15 protein-coding genes are annotated in these 16464 nt (G+C 71.9%); 8 read left to right on the forward strand and 7 right to left on the reverse strand.

What is annotated here, in order from left to right:
- The first annotated feature begins 72 nt into the window (after positions 1-72).
- Together ACFYXC_RS14895 and ACFYXC_RS14900 are read left to right on the forward strand one after the other, a co-directional pair.
- Positions 73-1026: a hypothetical protein gene (locus tag ACFYXC_RS14895; RefSeq protein WP_389551217.1), complete on the forward strand. Its 954-nt coding sequence runs from the start codon at positions 73-75 to the stop codon at positions 1024-1026.
- Positions 1027-1121: 95 nt separating this feature from the next.
- A complete protein-coding gene (locus ACFYXC_RS14900) occupies positions 1122-1565 on the forward strand; it encodes a hypothetical protein (RefSeq protein WP_389551220.1) in 444 nt (147 codons plus the stop codon).
- A gap of 112 nt (positions 1566-1677) precedes the next feature.
- On the opposite strand, the gene ACFYXC_RS14905 is transcribed toward ACFYXC_RS14900, so the two are convergent.
- Positions 1678-2928 (reverse strand): DUF418 domain-containing protein, encoded by a 1251-nt coding sequence (locus tag ACFYXC_RS14905; RefSeq protein ID WP_389551223.1) that lies wholly within the window; start codon positions 2926-2928, stop codon positions 1678-1680.
- A gap of 175 nt (positions 2929-3103) precedes the next feature.
- On the opposite strand from ACFYXC_RS14905, the gene ACFYXC_RS14910 reads away from it, so the two are divergent.
- Both ACFYXC_RS14910 and ACFYXC_RS14915 read left to right on the forward strand, forming a co-directional pair.
- Entirely contained in the window at positions 3104-3769 is a 666-nt protein-coding gene (locus tag ACFYXC_RS14910; protein WP_389551226.1) for a response regulator, read from the forward strand.
- Positions 3766-4878: a sensor histidine kinase gene (locus tag ACFYXC_RS14915; RefSeq protein ID WP_389551229.1), complete on the forward strand. Its 1113-nt coding sequence runs from the start codon at positions 3766-3768 to the stop codon at positions 4876-4878. The genes ACFYXC_RS14910 and ACFYXC_RS14915 overlap by 4 nt, the downstream gene beginning before the upstream one ends.
- A gap of 8 nt (positions 4879-4886) precedes the next feature.
- On the opposite strand, the gene ACFYXC_RS14920 is transcribed toward ACFYXC_RS14915, so the two are convergent.
- A complete protein-coding gene (locus tag ACFYXC_RS14920; protein ID WP_388907045.1) occupies positions 4887-5132 on the reverse strand; it encodes a DUF5133 domain-containing protein in 246 nt (81 codons plus the stop codon).
- A gap of 520 nt (positions 5133-5652) precedes the next feature.
- On the reverse strand, positions 5653-6153 hold the full coding sequence (locus ACFYXC_RS14925; protein WP_389551673.1) for an ATP-binding protein: 501 nt from the start codon (positions 6151-6153) through the stop codon (positions 5653-5655).
- 149 nt (positions 6154-6302) lie between these two features.
- On the opposite strand from ACFYXC_RS14925, the gene ACFYXC_RS14930 reads away from it, so the two are divergent.
- Complete coding sequence (locus ACFYXC_RS14930; protein WP_389551232.1) at positions 6303-6668, forward strand: STAS domain-containing protein; 366 nt, start codon at positions 6303-6305, stop codon at positions 6666-6668.
- A 66-nt stretch (positions 6669-6734) separates the two neighbouring features.
- On the opposite strand, the gene ACFYXC_RS14935 is transcribed toward ACFYXC_RS14930, so the two are convergent.
- The 3 genes from ACFYXC_RS14935 to ACFYXC_RS14945 form a co-directional block, all read right to left on the reverse strand.
- Positions 6735-8990: an MMPL family transporter gene (locus ACFYXC_RS14935; RefSeq protein WP_389551235.1), complete on the reverse strand. Its 2256-nt coding sequence runs from the start codon at positions 8988-8990 to the stop codon at positions 6735-6737.
- A gap of 690 nt (positions 8991-9680) precedes the next feature.
- Positions 9681-10304 (reverse strand): NAD(P)-dependent oxidoreductase, encoded by a 624-nt coding sequence (locus tag ACFYXC_RS14940; RefSeq protein ID WP_389551238.1) that lies wholly within the window; start codon positions 10302-10304, stop codon positions 9681-9683.
- Positions 10305-10413: 109 nt separating this feature from the next.
- Entirely contained in the window at positions 10414-11247 is an 834-nt protein-coding gene (locus ACFYXC_RS14945; protein ID WP_389551240.1) for an inositol monophosphatase family protein, read from the reverse strand.
- A 114-nt stretch (positions 11248-11361) separates the two neighbouring features.
- Between ACFYXC_RS14945 and ACFYXC_RS14950 the strand changes: the two genes are divergently transcribed.
- Positions 11362-12291 (forward strand): LysR family transcriptional regulator, encoded by a 930-nt coding sequence (locus tag ACFYXC_RS14950; RefSeq protein WP_389551243.1) that lies wholly within the window; start codon positions 11362-11364, stop codon positions 12289-12291.
- A 117-nt stretch (positions 12292-12408) separates the two neighbouring features.
- On the opposite strand, the gene ACFYXC_RS14955 is transcribed toward ACFYXC_RS14950, so the two are convergent.
- Positions 12409-13491: a glycoside hydrolase family 43 protein gene (locus ACFYXC_RS14955; RefSeq protein ID WP_389551245.1), complete on the reverse strand. Its 1083-nt coding sequence runs from the start codon at positions 13489-13491 to the stop codon at positions 12409-12411.
- A gap of 315 nt (positions 13492-13806) precedes the next feature.
- On the opposite strand from ACFYXC_RS14955, the gene ACFYXC_RS14960 reads away from it, so the two are divergent.
- Positions 13807-14988, forward strand: coding sequence for a substrate-binding domain-containing protein (locus tag ACFYXC_RS14960; protein ID WP_389551248.1), 1182 nt, complete (start codon positions 13807-13809; stop codon positions 14986-14988).
- 130 nt (positions 14989-15118) lie between these two features.
- Positions 15119-16450 carry an ABC transporter substrate-binding protein gene (locus tag ACFYXC_RS14965; protein WP_389551251.1) on the forward strand — a complete coding sequence of 444 codons (1332 nt, stop codon included), beginning with the start codon at positions 15119-15121 and terminating at the stop codon, positions 16448-16450.
- Positions 16451-16464 lie beyond the last annotated feature (14 nt).

A 16464-nucleotide genomic window follows, 5' to 3' on the forward strand; every position in this document is an offset into this window, starting at 1 on the left:
TCCGCGCTGGTCCGGGGTTCCCCCCGTCCAGTCGCGTCACCGACGGGACCGGGTCGAGGGGGAGGCAGGGTCATGAAGCGTGCCCTCATGTCGTTGTGTGCAGTGGTGACGGTCGCCGCGGGCACCCTGACCGGTTGCGCCGGCAGTGCCGGTGGCGCTCGCGGTGCCGACGGCGGCGGTGACGGGCCCGGGGCCCGGGTGGCCACGGGTGTACGGCCCGCGGCGCTGACCTGGCAGCAGGAACTGCGCGTCGCCGACGCCCTGCAACGGCTGACCAGGCAGTGCATGAACCGCCAGGGGTTCACCTACTGGGAGGACCGCCGGCTGACCCTGCGGGAGAGCCGCCCGGTGCGCTATGTCCAGGACGACGTGTCCTGGGCCCGCGCCCACGGGTACGGCAGCCGCATCGACGCCGAGAGCGCTCGGGTACGCGAGAGCAACCCCAACGGCACCTACCGGCAGAGCCTCTCCCCCACACGCCGGGCCGCCTTCGACGCCGCACTGGACGGCGGGGACGACGCCCGCCTGCTCACCGCGTCCCTGCCGGGCCGCGGCCAGATCCGCAAACGCATCGGCGGCTGCACGCAGGAGGCCGAACAGGCCCTCTACGGCGACCCCGCCACCTGGTTCCGTGCGAGCAAGACCGCCATGAACCTCACCTCCCTCTACGGCGAACAGCTCATGACGGACCACCCGTTCACCACGGCCCTCAAAGCCTGGTCCCGCTGCATGAGGCAGGCGGGACAGCCCTACCGGGACCCCCAGGCGGCCCGCGACGCCGTACGGGTCGCCACCAGTCGCCTCGGCGCGGCCCGCGCCGACGAGGCGTTCGCCGCCGAACGCGCCACCGCCGTCGCGGACGCCACCTGCGCCCGCCGGACCGGCCTTCGGGCCACCGCCACCGCACGGGAGACCTACCACCTCGACCGCCTGCGCGACCGGTACGGCAAGGACATCGACACCTACCGCCGCCTCGGCCAACAGGCATACAGCCGCGCCGTACGCATCGTCGCCGAACGCGACTGACCGTCCACGCACCGCCAACCACCGACCACCAATCACCAATCACCAATCACCAATCACCAACGGCACCGTCGACCGATCACACGAGGGGAAACACCATGCGCAGACTCACCGTCACGGCAGCGCTCCTCGGGCTCACCGCCCTGGGCCTCGCCGTACCCACCACCGCCCAGGCAGCCGACAGCGGCGCCGACGGCCCCGTGTGCGACAGCAAGTGGGGCCCGCGGAACGGCAACGTGTACGCCTGGGACGGCTACGACTGCCAGAGCACCCTGCTGATCAACACCCCGGGCACCAGCTCGAACTGGGGCGGCGCCAACGACAGGGCCTCGTCCGTCATGAACCGTGGCTACACCGGCAACCTGGCGATCGTGAAGTTCTACTACCTCGAGAACTACGGCGGTGGCCACACCTGCCTGTATCCGGGCGAGTTGTACGCCGACGACCTGTCCGACAACTCGTTCACCAACGGCTACTCGGTGGACAACAACATCAGGTCGCACCAGTGGGTGAACGGCGGCTGCGGGGCCACCCTCACCTGATCCGGCAGACCGGCCGGCCGGCACAGGCGGTCCGGGAGCGCGCTCCCGGGCCGCCACGCCATGTCGCCGCGCAGAAGCGAGAGCCCTCCGCGATGCTTCCGGCCGCCCGGTGTCACTTGAGGTGGCGGGTGAGGCGGGTGGCCCGGTGCAGTACGTACTCCAGGGGACCGCGGCGGAAGTACCGCGTCCAGAGCGTCGCCAGGAGCATGGCGGTCGCGATGTACACGCCCAGCTCGATCAGGGCCGGGCCGGTGTCGTCCGCCATGCCGAACCGGTGGATCGCGAGGATGTGGGCCACGTAGGCGGACAGCGCGACCATGCCGACGGCGGCGACCGGCCGGGCCGCCCGGACCAGCCGCGGCATCCGGGCGGCGGCGGTGACGCAGGCGGCCACCACCAGCAGTGCGACCCCGGTGCTGCCCAGGACGGAGAAGGTCGTCTGGCTGTGGGGTGCGCCCACCAGCAGCCAGGCGCCCGGGGTGTCGTCGGTGAGGTGGCCGACGGTGTCCGACCACCAGGCGGACGACGCCCCGTCGCCGTCCGTGGCCGCGGCGACCGTGGCGCGGGCGCGCGGGACGAAGCGCAGGGCCAGCCACGAGCCGCCGTGGCCGAGCACGGCCAGCCCGCCACCGGTCAGCGCCAGAAGGGTGCGTGTCCTGCCCCGGGTCAGGTCGAGACGGGCCACCGCCATGCCGGTGATCACGAAAGGCGTCCAGGTGAGCACCGGGTACGAGCCGGTGAACAGCAGTTCGAGCAGGCCGTCGGTGTCGGTGAGGCGCGCGAGGGGATCCGCTGCGACGACCGTCTCCGCCCAGTCACCGCCGTACACCGCCCGCTGGATCACGTACAGCAGTACGGGCATGAGCAGTGCGGTCGCGGCGGCGAGCAGCGCCAGGATGCGGGCGCGCAGCCGGTACAGGGGCAGGACGAGCAGGAAGATCAGCCCGTAGAAGGCGAGGATGACCTCGACGTCGGTGTCCAGCGCGGTGAGCGCGTAGCCCGCGGCGATCAGGATCAGCGCACGGATGACGACACGGCCCGCCGCCTGCCGGCCCGCCCGGCCGGTGCGCGGTCGCGGGCGGCCGGTGATGAGGACGAGGGAGAACCCGGCGAGCAGCGCGAACAGTGCGGAGGACCGACCGCGGGCCAGTTCGGCGAGGAAGCCGATGGGTCCGCCCACCGTCGGATCGGGGCCCACATGCGAGGCGTACATCCCGCAGACTGCCAGGCCGCGGGCGAGATCGACGCCGATGAGCCGGCCGGGCGAGGGCGGGCGGGGGCCGGCGGCCGGCGGGGGCGGCTGCGGGCCCGGTCGTGGCGGGAGGGGTGGGGATGCGGGGACCGGGGGCGCGTCGGGTGTCATGGGTTCCAGGCTGGCGGAGCGCACCGGCCGGGGCCCATCCGGCAGGTGGCCGTTCTTCTCCCGCCGACCGGCTGGAGGGTGTCCGTCGTCCGTGGGAATCGGCGCCGAAGGAACCCCCGGGATGCCTTCTGCGTGGTACGAATCGCCCAGCTGTCCCACGTCGATAGGGGCGCACGTGATCCGCGTACTGGTGGTCGACGACGAGGCGTTGGTCCGGACCGGCTTCGAGCACATCTTGTCCGCGGCGGACGACATCGAGGTGGTGGCTGCTGTCGTCGGCGGCCAGGCGGTGCGGGTGGCACGGGAGTTGGGTCCGGACGTGGTGCTGCTGGACATCCGGATGCCGGACGTGGACGGGCTGACGGTGCTGGACCGGCTGCGGCGGCTTCCCCGGCCGCCGGTGGTGGCCATGCTCACCACGTTCGACATGGACGAGTACGTGGCCGCCGCGCTGCGCTCGGGGGCGGCCGGCTTCCTGCTCAAGGACACCGATCCGGTCCAACTGCCCGTGCTGGTGCGCAACCTGGCCGAAGGCGGCGTCGTGCTGTCCTCCTCCGTCACCCGTACCGTCGTGCACGGCTACCTGGACAACGGGCCGCGCCAGGCCGCGATGCGCCGGGTCGAGGTGCTCAGCGAGCGGGAACGCGCCGTGCTGGTGCTGATCGCCGAAGGGCTGTCCAACGCCGCGATCGGGGCGCGGCTGCACCTGAGCACCGGTACGGTCAAGGACCACGTGAGCGCCGTGCTGTCCAAGCTGCGGGTGGTGAGCCGCGTCCAGGCCGCCCTCCTGGCCGAGCGCGCGGGCCTGCTCAGGACACCGCCTTCCCTGGAGGAGCGGTGAGGGCCCGGCGCGTGCCCGCCCCCGTGCTGGACGCCGTACTCGTCGCCGTCTCCCTGCTGGACGTCCTGGTGCACGAGCAGTCCGGCGACCCGCTGCGCAGGGCCGCCGCCCTGCTGGCCACGACCACGCTGCTCCTGCGCCGGCGGCTGCCCCTGGCGGCCTTCCTGCTCACGCTGCCCGCCGCGCTGGTCAGCGACGCCCTGTTCGCACCGCTGGCCGCGCTGTACACCCTCGCCTCGCTGAACCGCCACCGGACGCTGCTGGTGCTCGCCGCACTCGTCCTCGCCGCCTGCGACATCACCTGGTGGAACTGGCCCTCACCGGGCTTCGCCGACTTCTCCGACTCCGCCGATCTGATCGACGTCACCTACAGCCTGGCCACCGCCACCGCGCCCGTCTTCCTCGGACAGCTCGTCCAGGCCCGGCGCGAACTGTCGGTGCGGCTGGCCGAGATATCCCGGGCCCGCGAGTACGAACGTGAACTCCTCGCGCAGAGCGTCCTGGCGAAGGAACGCGCGCAGCTCGCCCGGGAGATGCACGACGTGGTCTCCCACCAGGTCAGCCTGATCGCGGTACGCGCCGGAGCGCTGCAGGTGGCCGGACCCGACGCGCCGACGCGCGAGGCCGCGGCCACCATCAGACAGCTGAGTGTGCAGACCCTGGAGGAACTGCGGCACATGGTCAGCGTCCTGCGGGCCGCCGGCAGCCGCCCCACCGAACTGACCCCGCAACCCTCCCTGGCCGATCTGCGGCGTCTCGTCGACACCAGTGGCATCGAGGCGATCCTGCACACCGATCTCCCCGAGGACCTGCCCGCGCCCCTGCAGCGGGCCGTCTACCGCGCCGTGCAGGAAGCCCTCACCAACGTGCGCAAACACGCCCCCGGCGCCACAGCCGTCATCCGTGTCCACCACGACGGCGACTGCGTACTCGCCGCGGTCACCAACACCGCGCCCACGCGTCCCGCACTACTGCTGCCCGGCGCCCACCACGGGCTGGCCGGTCTGCGTCAGCGGGCCGCACTCCTAGGCGGTACGGTCACCGCGGGCCCCGCCGCCGGCGGGGGCTACGAACTCCACCTGCGCCTGCCACTGCGGCAGACACCGTGACCGGTCCGTCACGCGGCCAGGGTCTCGTCTTCCTGCGCGAGGCCGTTGCGGTTGCTGCGGTACTGCTCCAGGAGCAGGTCCGCCGCGTGCAGGGCCTCTTCGGCGGTGCGCGAGGCGGTCATGACGCACAGCGTGTAGGTGGCGTCCTCCAGGGCGCGGCTGGTGCGGCCCGTGGGACGTACGTCGTGCTCGATCCGGGCCTCGGCGAACTGGGCCAGTACTGTCCGCAGTTCCTTCTCCGCCGGCACCATCATGGCGATTCCTCTCCACACAGCACAGCTCGCAAGGGGGCAGGCGCCACCGCGAGGATCCAGAATTCTTCAGTGGCATCGTTGACACTGCGCGACACCGAGAGGCGTCGGGTACACCCCAGGTGCCCCACGACTAACGGTCTATGCCTGCAAAGGCCAAACATCCGCCAGCGGATTTTTGACACGGGGCGTCCACGCACGTGAGGGGCTCGTGTCCCGACAGGCACCAGCGGGCGCGGGAGCACGTCGCACGGCCGCGTCGGCTCACTGCGGTGGGCCGCCTCCATCGAGACCTCGCGTCTGCGGAAGCGGAGTCGACCTGCGGGCGACAGCGTCGTCCGGCCCGGCGCCGGACGCGACGCGTGGGGCGGCCCCCGCACAGCGGGCGAGGCCGCGCCCTTGGCCGCCGGCGAGCCCTGCGACCCGCAAGGCGGTCGCGTGCACCACCCCCGGCGTTCCGCGTCCGCCCGCCGGCGCACTCACCCGGCCGAGAAGGCCGGGGGCTCTGCCGGTTCTGCCGGTGCTACTCGGGGTGGCGTCCGCTGACGTTCCCGCCGGGATCGTCCAGCAGGGCGATGCGGACCGTGATGCGCTTGCCGACCGGTTCCCGCTTGACCTCGAAGCCCTGGGCGACCGCCATGACGATCTCCAGGCCGTGCTGCCCCACTCTGCCCACGTCGGCGGCCCGGGCCACCGGCAGGACGGGATCGCTGTCCCACACGCCCACTTCCACGACCGAGCCGGAGATGCGCAGCTCCATCAGTACCGGACCCGGCGCGTACTTCCGGGCGTTGGTGACCAGCTCGCTGACCACCAGCTGGGTCAGGTCCATCGCGCGCGCCGACACCGGCAGACCGTGCTCGGCCTGGACACGGCCGAGGAAGTCCGCGGCACGGTGACGCGCCTGGGCGATGACGGACCCGTCGCCGTCCAGGGCCACGATGTCCTGTATCGGATCGCCGCCGCGTGCCACGCCGCTTTCAGGGACTGCCTTCACAAGCTCCACCTTCACTCCCCCGTACATGAGCGTGCTCGTACCCCGCGCCATGCGGCGCATGCTCCCCGAATACAGGAAAATTACCGAACGGTTGTTCGCGGTAACATCTGGGCAGGCTCGCAGCGCATAGGGTGGCGGAGCCTGAGTCCCTGTCGGAGAGCGCAGTCGAGGAAACGGTGACAGACACCTACGGAGCAGCCCAGTCCGGTCAGCTGTCGATCGGCCACACCACCGTCGACGACGTGCGGGTGGTCGCCCTGCGCGGCGAGATCGACCACACCGTCAAGCACGTGCTCATCGAGACCCTGGTCTCCTCCGACAGTGCGACACCGCCGCGGATCGTGGCGGATCTCAGCGGCGTGACGTTCATGGACTCCAGCGGCATCAACGTCTTCGTCACCGCTCACCAGAGCGCGATCGGCCAGCAGGGGTGGCTGCGTATCGCCGGCGCCCAGGAAGCCGTACTGCGGGTCCTGCAGCTGGTCGGCCTGGACGAGGTCATCCCCTGCCATCCCACCGTCGAGCAGGCCCTGAGCGCCTGAGCGGGGCGGCGGGCCGCACGGCACGCGAAGGCGGGGCGGCGGGCCGGGAGCCCGCCGCCCCGCCGTTCAGCGGATCAGTTCCTGCTCACGCCGCGGATAGCGGTGCGAGGCAGCCGCGCCGGCCGGGTGCCGACTGAGTTTCGCGCCCTCGACGTCCAGGTTCGGCAGCAGCCTGTCGAGCCACCTCGGCAGCCACCACGCCTTGGTGCCCAGCAGGGCGAACAGGGCCGGGACGATGGCCATGCGGACGACGAACGCGTCGAAGAGCACCGCGGAGGCCAGGGCGAAGCCCATCATCGCGATGAGGTCGTTGTCCTCGACGATGAAGCCCGAGAAGACGCTGATCATGATGAGTGCGGCCGCCGAGACCACCCGGCCGCCGTAGCGGAACCCGGTGACGACCGCCTCGCCGGACGTGGCGCCGTGGACGTACGCCTCCCGCATCCGGCTGACCAGGAACACCTCGTAGTCCATGGCGAGCCCGAAGACCACCCCGATCATGAGGATGGGCATGGTGCTCATGACGGGACCGGGCTGCTCGACGCCGAAGACGTCCGCGAACCAGCCCTTCTGGAAGACCGCGACGACCGCGCCGAGGGCCGCGCCCACCGAGAGCAGGAAACCGAGGGCCGCCTTGAACGGGACCAGGACGGAGCGGAAGACCACCATCAGCAGCAGAAAGGCCAGCCCGACGACCAGGCCGAGGTAGGGCAGGAGCGCTTCGTCCAGGGTGCGGGAGAAGTCGATGAACAGCGCCGGCTGGCCGCTGATCAGGATCTCGGAACCGGTGTCGCCCTCCAGAGCGCCGGCGAGTTCGCGCAGGGAGCGGACCAGCTCCTCGGTGGCGGTGTCGTTCGGACCGCTGGCCGGTACGACGCTGAAGATCGCGGTGTCGCCCGCCTCGTTGGCGGTCACCGCGGCCACGGAGGCCACCCCGTTCTCCTCGGCGAACCGCTCGCCGACCTCCTTCGCGACGGCCGCCGCCCGGTCGGACTCGACGGTGACCGTCAGCGGGCCGTTGAAGCCGTCACCGAAGGACGCCGACAGCATGTCGTACGCCTTGCGCTGGGTGGTGTCGGGAGCCATCGTGCCCTCGCCGGGCAGACCGAGTTCCAGGTCGGCCGCGGGCAGGGCCACGGCACCGAGGCCGACGACGCCGACCAGCAGGACGGCCACCGGGTGGCGCAGGACGTAACCGGCCCAGCGCGCACCGAGGTTGGGGCGCTGTTTCGCCTGCTTGGCGACCCGCTTCGCCGCCTTGCGCTGCTGACGTGCCGAGAGCGGCTTGCCCCGGAAGGCGGCGCGGTCGCGGCGGGGCAGGACGCGGACGGGGGCGAAGCCGAGCAGGGCGGGGACCAGGGTGACGGCGATGAGGACGGCCACGGCGACCGTACCGGCGGCCGCCAGACCCATCTTGGTGAGCACGGGGATGTTCACGACGCTCAGTCCGGCGAGCGCGACGATGACGGTGAGTCCGGCGAAGACGACGGCGGAGCCGGCCGTGCCGACCGCCCGGCCTGCGGCCTCCTGGCGGTCGTGGCCCTCCAGCAGCTCCGAGCGGTAGCGGGAGACGATGAAGAGCGCGTAGTCGATACCGACGGCGAGGCCGAGCATCATGGCCAGGGTCGAGGTGGTCGAGGACAGGCCGAGCGTGCTGCTCAGCGCGGTGATGACGCTGATGCCGGTGCCGATGCCGATGAGGGCGGTGAGCAGCGGCATACCCGCGGCGATCAGGGAGCCGAAGGTCGTCAGCAGGACGATCGCGGAGATCAGCAGGCCGATCTTCTCACCGGCGCCGCTCATGGTGGTGTCGATCTTGACCGCGTCGCCGCCGGCCTCCACGGTCAGACCCGCGTCACGGCCGGACCGAAGGGTCTTGTCGAGGGCGTCGTGCTCGGTGTCCTTGAGTTCGGTGGCCATCACCTCGTACGTGGCCACGGCGTAGGCGGTGGTGCCGTCCTTGCTGACGGCCCCACTCGTGAACGGGTCGGTGACGCGGGAGACCTTCGGGTTCTCGCCCAGGTCCGCGACGAGACCGGCGACGGCCGTCTTGTGCTCCGGGTCGGTGATCCGCTCTCCCTCGGGGGCGCGGACGACGACCCGGGCGCTGGCTCCGTCGGCGCCTGCGGCGGGGAACTTCTCCTCCAGCAGGTCGAACGCCTTCTGGGATTCGGTGCCCGGCATGGAGAAGGTGTCGGCGGGGGGCGGGGGCGCCGATGACGCGGCGAATCCGGCGCCGATGAGGATCAGCAGCCACAGCAGCGCTGTCGTGCCTCGCCTGCGGAAGGCGAGACAACCCAGTTTGTAGAAGAACGTCGCCATGGTGGGGGGCTCCCGTCGGGTTCGAGTGGCACCAAGACCCGGGAACCTTAACAAACCGCAAGGACGGTTTCTTTAGGTGAGTGGCACTTCTCCGCCACTCCCCCGGGCGTCCCGTGCGGCACAGCGGAACCAGTCGCCACCCGACCGGGCCGCACCGCCCGCGTCCGCGTCGTCCCCCGGTCGGCCGCTCGCCACAGCGTCCGCGCACCCGGGTCACCGGGAGACCGGCACGTCACCAGCGTGCCGGGGCGCCCTCGAACCCTTCCGGAATCGCGGTCGACCCGAGAGGGCACCGGCAAGAACCGACCCGCCCGGCACCGACACGGAGGTCGCCGGAGCCGCCACCGTCGTTGACTCAAAGACGGCCGGCGGACGGGCGGTCTCGTCGCGGCGCGGGGCTCCGCTCCGCGCCCGGTCGACGCGTCTCGAAGGCGCGCCCCATCGGCGCGCCTGGTCGGTGCGACCGGTCGGTGCGACCGGGTGCGTTCCGTCGGCGCGCCTGGTCCGTGCGACCGGTCCATGCGGTCCATCGGTGCGCCTGGTCTGCGTGCCTGGTCCGTGCGTCCCGTCCGTGCGACCCGTCCCTGCGTCCGGTTCGTACGCCCGCCGGCCTCGCCGCCTTCGCGACGACCCTGACGGCCGTGACAGCTGTCATGGCCGTGGTGGCCGTGACGGCGGACCGGCAGTGGGTCAGCGGTTGTCGAAGACCGCGACGGTGTCCGTGTCGGTGAAGCCCGGCGACTCCGCTTCCGCGACCATCAGGGCCGCGATTCCCGCGCGCGGCGCCATGGGCGGGATCCTCCGTGGCGTGAACTCCCCGGCACGCACGAGGCGTCCGTTGCCCTGGTAGGGCTTGTCGGTGAGCGGCCCCGCGTGGACGGTGGTGCCGCCGGCGTCGCGGACGGCACGGCCCGCGACACCCTTGGCGTCCCACTCGTGACGCAGGACCCGCTTGAGGAGTACGCCGTTGAACGTCCCGAGCGCTCCTTCGGTGGCGCCCATGCCCAGCGAGGTGAGCCAGATGACGCGGGGCGCGGCCGAGGCGATCTGGCGGGCGCCCTCAGAAAGGATCGCGGAGTCCTGCTTCCTGGTGACGCCGAGGCCGCTCAGGACGACGTCGGCGCCCTCGACGGCGGCGGCGACGCTGCCGGGGTCGCTCACGTCCGCCCGGACCACCCGCAGGTTTCCGGAGGCAGGCGCACTTACCTGTTCCGGCCTGCGGGCCAGGGCCGTCACCTCGTGTCCGCGTTCGAGGGCGTGCGCCGTCAGCAGACGGCCTGTCTGTCCGGTGGAGCCGAGTACGGCGATCTTCACGATGATGTCCAGTCGCGTTGGCGGAGAGGATGTGGTGGGAGGCGTCGAACAGGGACGGCTCGGCGGAACGGTCGGGTCACGGCGAACCCGGGCCGCCGAGCGGTGCGGGTCAGGCCCGGCCGGACAGGACGTCGACGACTTGGGCGTGCAGGCCGGGGGCGGAGGCCAGGAAGTCGCCGCTGGCCAGACTCCACGGCTTCCCCTGGGTGTCGGTGACCGCGCCGCCGGCCTCGGACACCAGCAGCGCGCCGGGCAGCAGGCCCGAGCGCACGTCGGAGAACTGCCAGAAGGTGTCCATGCGTCCGGCCGCGACATGGATGAGCTGCATCGTGGCCGGCACCGAGACCCGCACCACCAGCGCGCTGAGCAGCATCGCGGTCACCGTCGTGCCCATGCGGCGGAGGGCTTCCTCCTCCTCACCGGGCTTGGCCTGACCGGTGCCGACCAGGGCCGCCTTCAGGTCGGTCTTGGCGGAGGCGCGCAGCGGCCTTCCGTTGAGGAACGCGCCACCGCCCCGCAGGGCGGTGTAGGTGTCGCCGGTCAGCGGCACGTGGACGACCGCCAGGACCGGGACGTTGTCGCGCACCAGCGCGGCGGTCACCGCCCACTCACCCATGCCGTGGATGTGGTTGATGTTGCCCTCGGCCGGGTCCACCACCCACCACTCGCCCTCGGGCAGCACGCCGCCGGCCAGCTCGTCCTCCACCCACCGCGACCCGGGACGCGCGTCGAGCAGTGGCTGCCTGACGAGCGGCAGGACCGCCTCGTCGTTGGCGTGGATGGCACGGATGATCTCTTCGAGGTCGTCGTGGCGCGTATCGACGTCGTAACGGTCCAGCAGCAGCCGCCCGGCCGCCTGCGCGGCCGCCACGGCGCGCTCCAGGGTTCCGTCGAGCTCGGCCGTCTCGCCGGACACAGTACGGGAGTTGGAGAAGGCGTTCATGATCGCTCCTGCCGCAGGAAAGGGATGTCGCGGCCTCTCGGCCGCTCGCTTTCGACGTTAGAAGCAGGCATCATTAACTTCAAATGCAATCTAGTTACGACTGGATTTACCCGTATGCAACTGGACCTGAATCTGCTCATCGCGCTCGACGCCCTGCTGGAAGAGGGCAGCGTGACGGACGCGGCCGCGCGCCTCCATGTCTCCGCCCCCGCGATGAGTCGCACCCTGGGCCGCATCCGGCGGGCCACCGGGGACCAGATCCTCGTGCGCACCGGCCGGGCCATGACTCCCACTCCCCGTGCCCTGGCTCTGCGCGCTACCGTGCACGACCTGGTCCAGCAGGCCCGGTCGGTCCTGTCCCCGCACGCGGAAGTCGACCTGGCGACGCTGGAGCGGACCTTCATCGTGAAATGGCACGACGCGCTGGGCGCCACGGCGGGCCCCGCCCTGGTCCGTTCCCTGCGTGCCGAGGCGCCCGGAGTGCGGCTTCGCTTCCTGGCCGAGGCCAGTACCGACACCCACGACCCGCGACGAGGAGACATCGACCTGGATGCCGGAGCCGCCGCGCCCGCATCCCCCGAGATCCGTGCCGAGATCGTGGCTCACGACCGTCTCGTCCTGGCGCTGGGCCCCGGCCACCCCCTGTGCCACGGCCCGCTCACCCTTGAGGACTACGCGGCCGCCGAGCACCTCACCGTCTCGCGCCGGGGGCGGCTCCGTGACCCCATCGACGACGCGCTGGAGGCGCGGGGCCTGAGCCGGCAGGTGGTGACGGCCACTCCCACCATCGCCACGGCGCTGCGGTTCATCCGCCACGACGACCTGCTCGCGGCGGTCCCCGAGCTCATCAGCCGTCCGCTCCTGGACGACCTCGGCCTGCGCACCCGGCCGCTGCCGCTGGAGATGCCTCCCATCCCCGTCCACCTGGCGTGGCACCACCGTTACGACAACGACCCCGCCCACATCTGGCTGCGCGACCGCGCCCGTACCGCCCTGCGGCACGCGTGCGGGCACAGCGACGAAACGGCCGCACACCACCCCTAGAAGGGCGGTGTGCGGCGCGGGGACATCACCGGGAACGGCGGTGGGCGGACGGCCTCGCGTTCCGGCGCACCGATGCCTGCCGTCCGGCAGCCACGCCACCGCGCGCCGGACCGCGGTCTACTCGAAGAACTTCAGACTCCAGCCCGTGTCGGTGGGCGCCCCTGGCACGTTGGCGCGGCTGTAGGTGGTGTTGCCCCACCAGGCGAAGGTGCCGGTGTACCAGTACCGGTTCGCCCACGAGTAGGGCGTTCCCTTGGCGACCGCGTGATACATCAGCGGGAACCGCGGCCCGGCGGGCGGGCTGGTGTTGATGTCGCCGTTGAGCAGGACGAAGCTGTGGTGCCCGGGGCCGTCGGCATACAGTGTCGGGTCCCAGCCGGTCATCATGGTCGCGCGATGGGACCCGAACAGGCAGCCGTTGGACTTGTACCAGTCCCACACGTACGTCGGGTCGCCGCCGGCGCGCAGCCGCAGGTCGGCCAGGCAGTACTGGTCGCTCCAGCTGCCGTTGGCGGAGTACACGATGTGCAGCTGGCCGTTCGGGTCCTTGATCGCCTCGGGGGACTCGTTGATGTAGGGGTTGCCGACGACCCGTTCCCAGCTCTCCCGCGGCTGCGAGATGACGTACCGTGCGCCCGTCGGCGTGGTCGGGCTGCTCATCCGCGCGATGTAGAGGTTCTGCTCCACGTTGGTGTCGCCGGCCCAGCCGGACCAGACGAACCACCGCTGCCCGTTGAAGGTGAACAGGGTCCCGTCGATGGCCCACTTGTCGTCCGGCAGGGCCAGTTTCGTCTCGGCGGTGTACCCGCTGTCCGCGGTGGCGGAGCTGATCACGTACATGCGGTGGGCCGACGCGCGGCCGGCCGTGAAGTAGATGTGGAAACGACCGCCGTCGGTGATGATCTCCGGGGCCCAGACCTCGCCGAGGTTCCGGCTGTCCGACCAGACCTGCCGGGCGGGAGCCGATGCCAGGGCGTCCGGCGAGGAAGCCTGGCGTACGGCGATGCCGGCGCCGGTCGACTCGACCGAGACGTACGTGCCCCCCACCCGCAGGACACTCGGGTCCGCGGCCCGGAGACCGGTCTGGCCCGCCCGGGCGGGCGTGGCGGACGACAGGGACAGCGCGGCCAGCAGGACACCGGCCAGTGCCAGAGTTGCGAGCCCGGAGAGCAGGCGGGAGAGCTTCGTGATCCCGTGCATGATGTGCCTCTGCTTCTGCGCCGGACCGACGGCACGGTGTCCGCGTACGGACGTCGTCCGGTCGGTCGCGTGTGGGGGGAGAGAGCGAGAAAGCTGTGGGGGCGCGTGCGTTCGGGCCGACGGGCGTCGTCGGTGCTTGCCTGCGGCGACTGGCCTGAAAGCGCTCTCAAGCATCCCCAGGCGCGCTGAACATGTCAACGCCTGGGAGCGATGCCTTCCTGCCGCCGCGATGCGGTGCGGTGGAGCGTGACGGCGGTGTGAGGCGATCGTTATGATGAGCTGAATCGCTCAAACGAACATTCGGGGTGGGGCAAGGTGCGGGAGCCGGTCGATCTCAGGCGTCAGCGCATTCTGGCGGCGGTCCAGGCCCGCGGGGCCGCACGGGTCAGGGACCTCGCCGACGAGTTGCAGGTCTCGGTGGTGACGGTGCGCCGGGACGTGGAGGAACTGACGCGCGAGGGCCGGCTGCGCCGCGGACACGGTGTCGTCCGCTCGACGCTCCCCGCCGCCCGGGAGCTGCCCGCGGGCGATCTCGCCGACGGGGACCGGGTGGCCGTCGTGGTCCCGGAGCGGCACTCGTATCTGACCGAGACGTTGCACGGCGCCCGCACGGCGCTGGAGGAGGCCGGCATCCGCATGGCGCTGCACATCGCGCCCCAGGTGACCGGTGCCGAACGCCCGCTGGTGGAGCGGGCCCTGGCCGACGGCGCCCGCGGTCTGCTGCTCGCGCCCCGGTGGCACACCCTGGCGGCGGAGGAGGGCGACTACGGCTGGCTCGCCGCGCTGAAGGTGCCCACGGTGCTGATGGAGCGCCGGCCACGGCGGGGCGGCGCGGCACACGGCCTGGACTCGGCCTGCTCCGACCACTGGTACGGCGCGCACCTCGCGGTGGAGCACCTGGTGGGGCTCGGCCATCGGCGGATCGTGTTCGCGACGCGGGAGGACAGCCCCACGGCACGCACGCTGCGGGCCGCCTTCACGAGCATCGCCGGGTCGCATCCGCGCCTGGAGGAGTGGGCGTGGACGCTGATCTCCCGGGAGGCGGGACGCGAAGGACCGTACACGGCGGACGAGACGGCGGACCTGCCCCGGCTGTTGCGCGGGACGCGGGCGACCGCGGTGGTGCTGCACAGCGACGTGGACGCGCTGATGGTCGTCCAGCGACTGGCGGACGAGGGGGTGAAGGTGCCCGAGGACTGCTCCGTGGTGGCGTACGACGACGTGGTGGCCGCGCTCGCCACCTCGCCCCTGACAGCCGTGTCCCCGCCGAAGGCGGAGGTCGGCCGGGTCGCCGCCGAGCTGCTGACACAGCGTCTGCGCGGGGGCGGGGAACGGCCCGTACGCCGCGTCGAGCTGCTCCCGCGGCTGATGGTGCGGGGCTCCACGCGGCGTGCGGACGGCGCCACCGGCCAGGACGGGCGGCACGGGCAGGACTTCGGCGTCCCGGCCGGTGGCGCCCTTCCCGGCGGCACCTCTTCTGACGCCACTCCTTCCTAGTGAGCGTTTGAGCGTTTCTTTTTCTTCTGATCGATCTATTGACCGTTTACCGGAGAGCATTGAGTATTCCCGTGTCCCGAAGAGTCGTGTCCGCGAAGACGCGGACCCGCAGGAGCCGCGGGAGGCGCCAATGCCCGGACGACCCGACCGCCGGTCCGTGCTCGCCGCGATGGCCGCCGTACCGCTGACAGGCGCCGCGAGCGCCTGCAGCGGAGGGAACGGTGGTTCGTCGGCGGGTACGGGCCGCGCGACCCGCATCACCTTCTGGTCCGCCCTGCGCGGCAGTCAGGAGGTGGTCGACGCCTTCAACCGCACGCACAGGACCGTGCAGGTCGACTTCCAGCAGATCCCCTCCGGCGGACAGGGCGGCTACGCCAAGCTGAGCAACGCCGCCCGGGCGGGCAACGCACCCGACGTCGCGACCATCGAGTACCCGCAGGTGCCCGGGTTCGCCATCGACGGGGTGGCCCGTGACCTCACCGGCCTCGTCAGCGACGGCCTGCGCCGCAAGCTGCTGCCGCAGGCGCTCACCCTGACCACCTTCGAGGGGCGGGTGTTCAGCATTCCGCTGGACGTCGAGCCCATGGTGATGCACTACCGCACCGATCTGTTCGACCGGTACGGACTCCGGCCCGCCCGCACCTGGGACGAGTTCGCCGAACAGGCCGCCGCCGTTCGCCGCAGGGCCCCGGACCGGCGGCTCGTCCTGTTCCCGACGGACGGGATGACGCAGTTCGCCGCGTACGCCTGGCAGGCCGGCGCCCAGTGGTTCGACACCTCCCGGGGAGCGTGGAACGTCTCCCTCGCCGACGCGCCCTCCCGGCGTGTGGCGGAGTACTGGCAGCGGCTCATCGACCGGGACGACGTGTTCGTGAACGCGGTCGAGAGCAGGCAGTCCGACGCGCAGATCGGCAACGGGCTGGTCCTCACCCGGCTCCAAGGCGCCTGGGACGCCGGCGCGCAGATGAACGCGCGCCCCGCGCAGAGGGGCCAGTGGCGGATCGCCCCGCTCCCCCAGTGGGACACCGGCAGCCCGTCCGTGGGCACCCACGGCGGCTCCACGTTCGCCGTCACCAAGGACAGCCGCCGCCCGGAGGCCGCGATGGAGTTCATCGAGTGGCAGGTCTCCCACCCCGACGCCCTGCGGGCCCGCCTCTCCAGCGGCACCAGCAGCCAGTACCCGGCCGCCCCCGGCCTGGTCGCCGTGGGCCGCAAGGCGTTCGACCGGTCGTACTACGGCGGGCAGGACATCTACGGCCTGTTCGAACAGGAGGCGGAGAAGATCGGCGAGGGCTGGCTGTGGGGGCCGCGGATGAGCGCCACGCAGCGGGTCATGCAGGACTCCTTCGCCCGCGTCGGCGGCGGCCTGGGGTCGCTGACCGAATCCCTGCGCACCGCGCAGGAGGGCACCATGCCCGACCTCAAGGCCCTGGGCCTGTCCACCACCGAGCGCTCCACCTGAACCGACGAGAAGGC

The organism is Streptomyces sp. NPDC002701 (assembly GCF_042889045.1).
GTDB lineage: Bacteria > Actinomycetota > Actinomycetes > Streptomycetales > Streptomycetaceae > Streptomyces.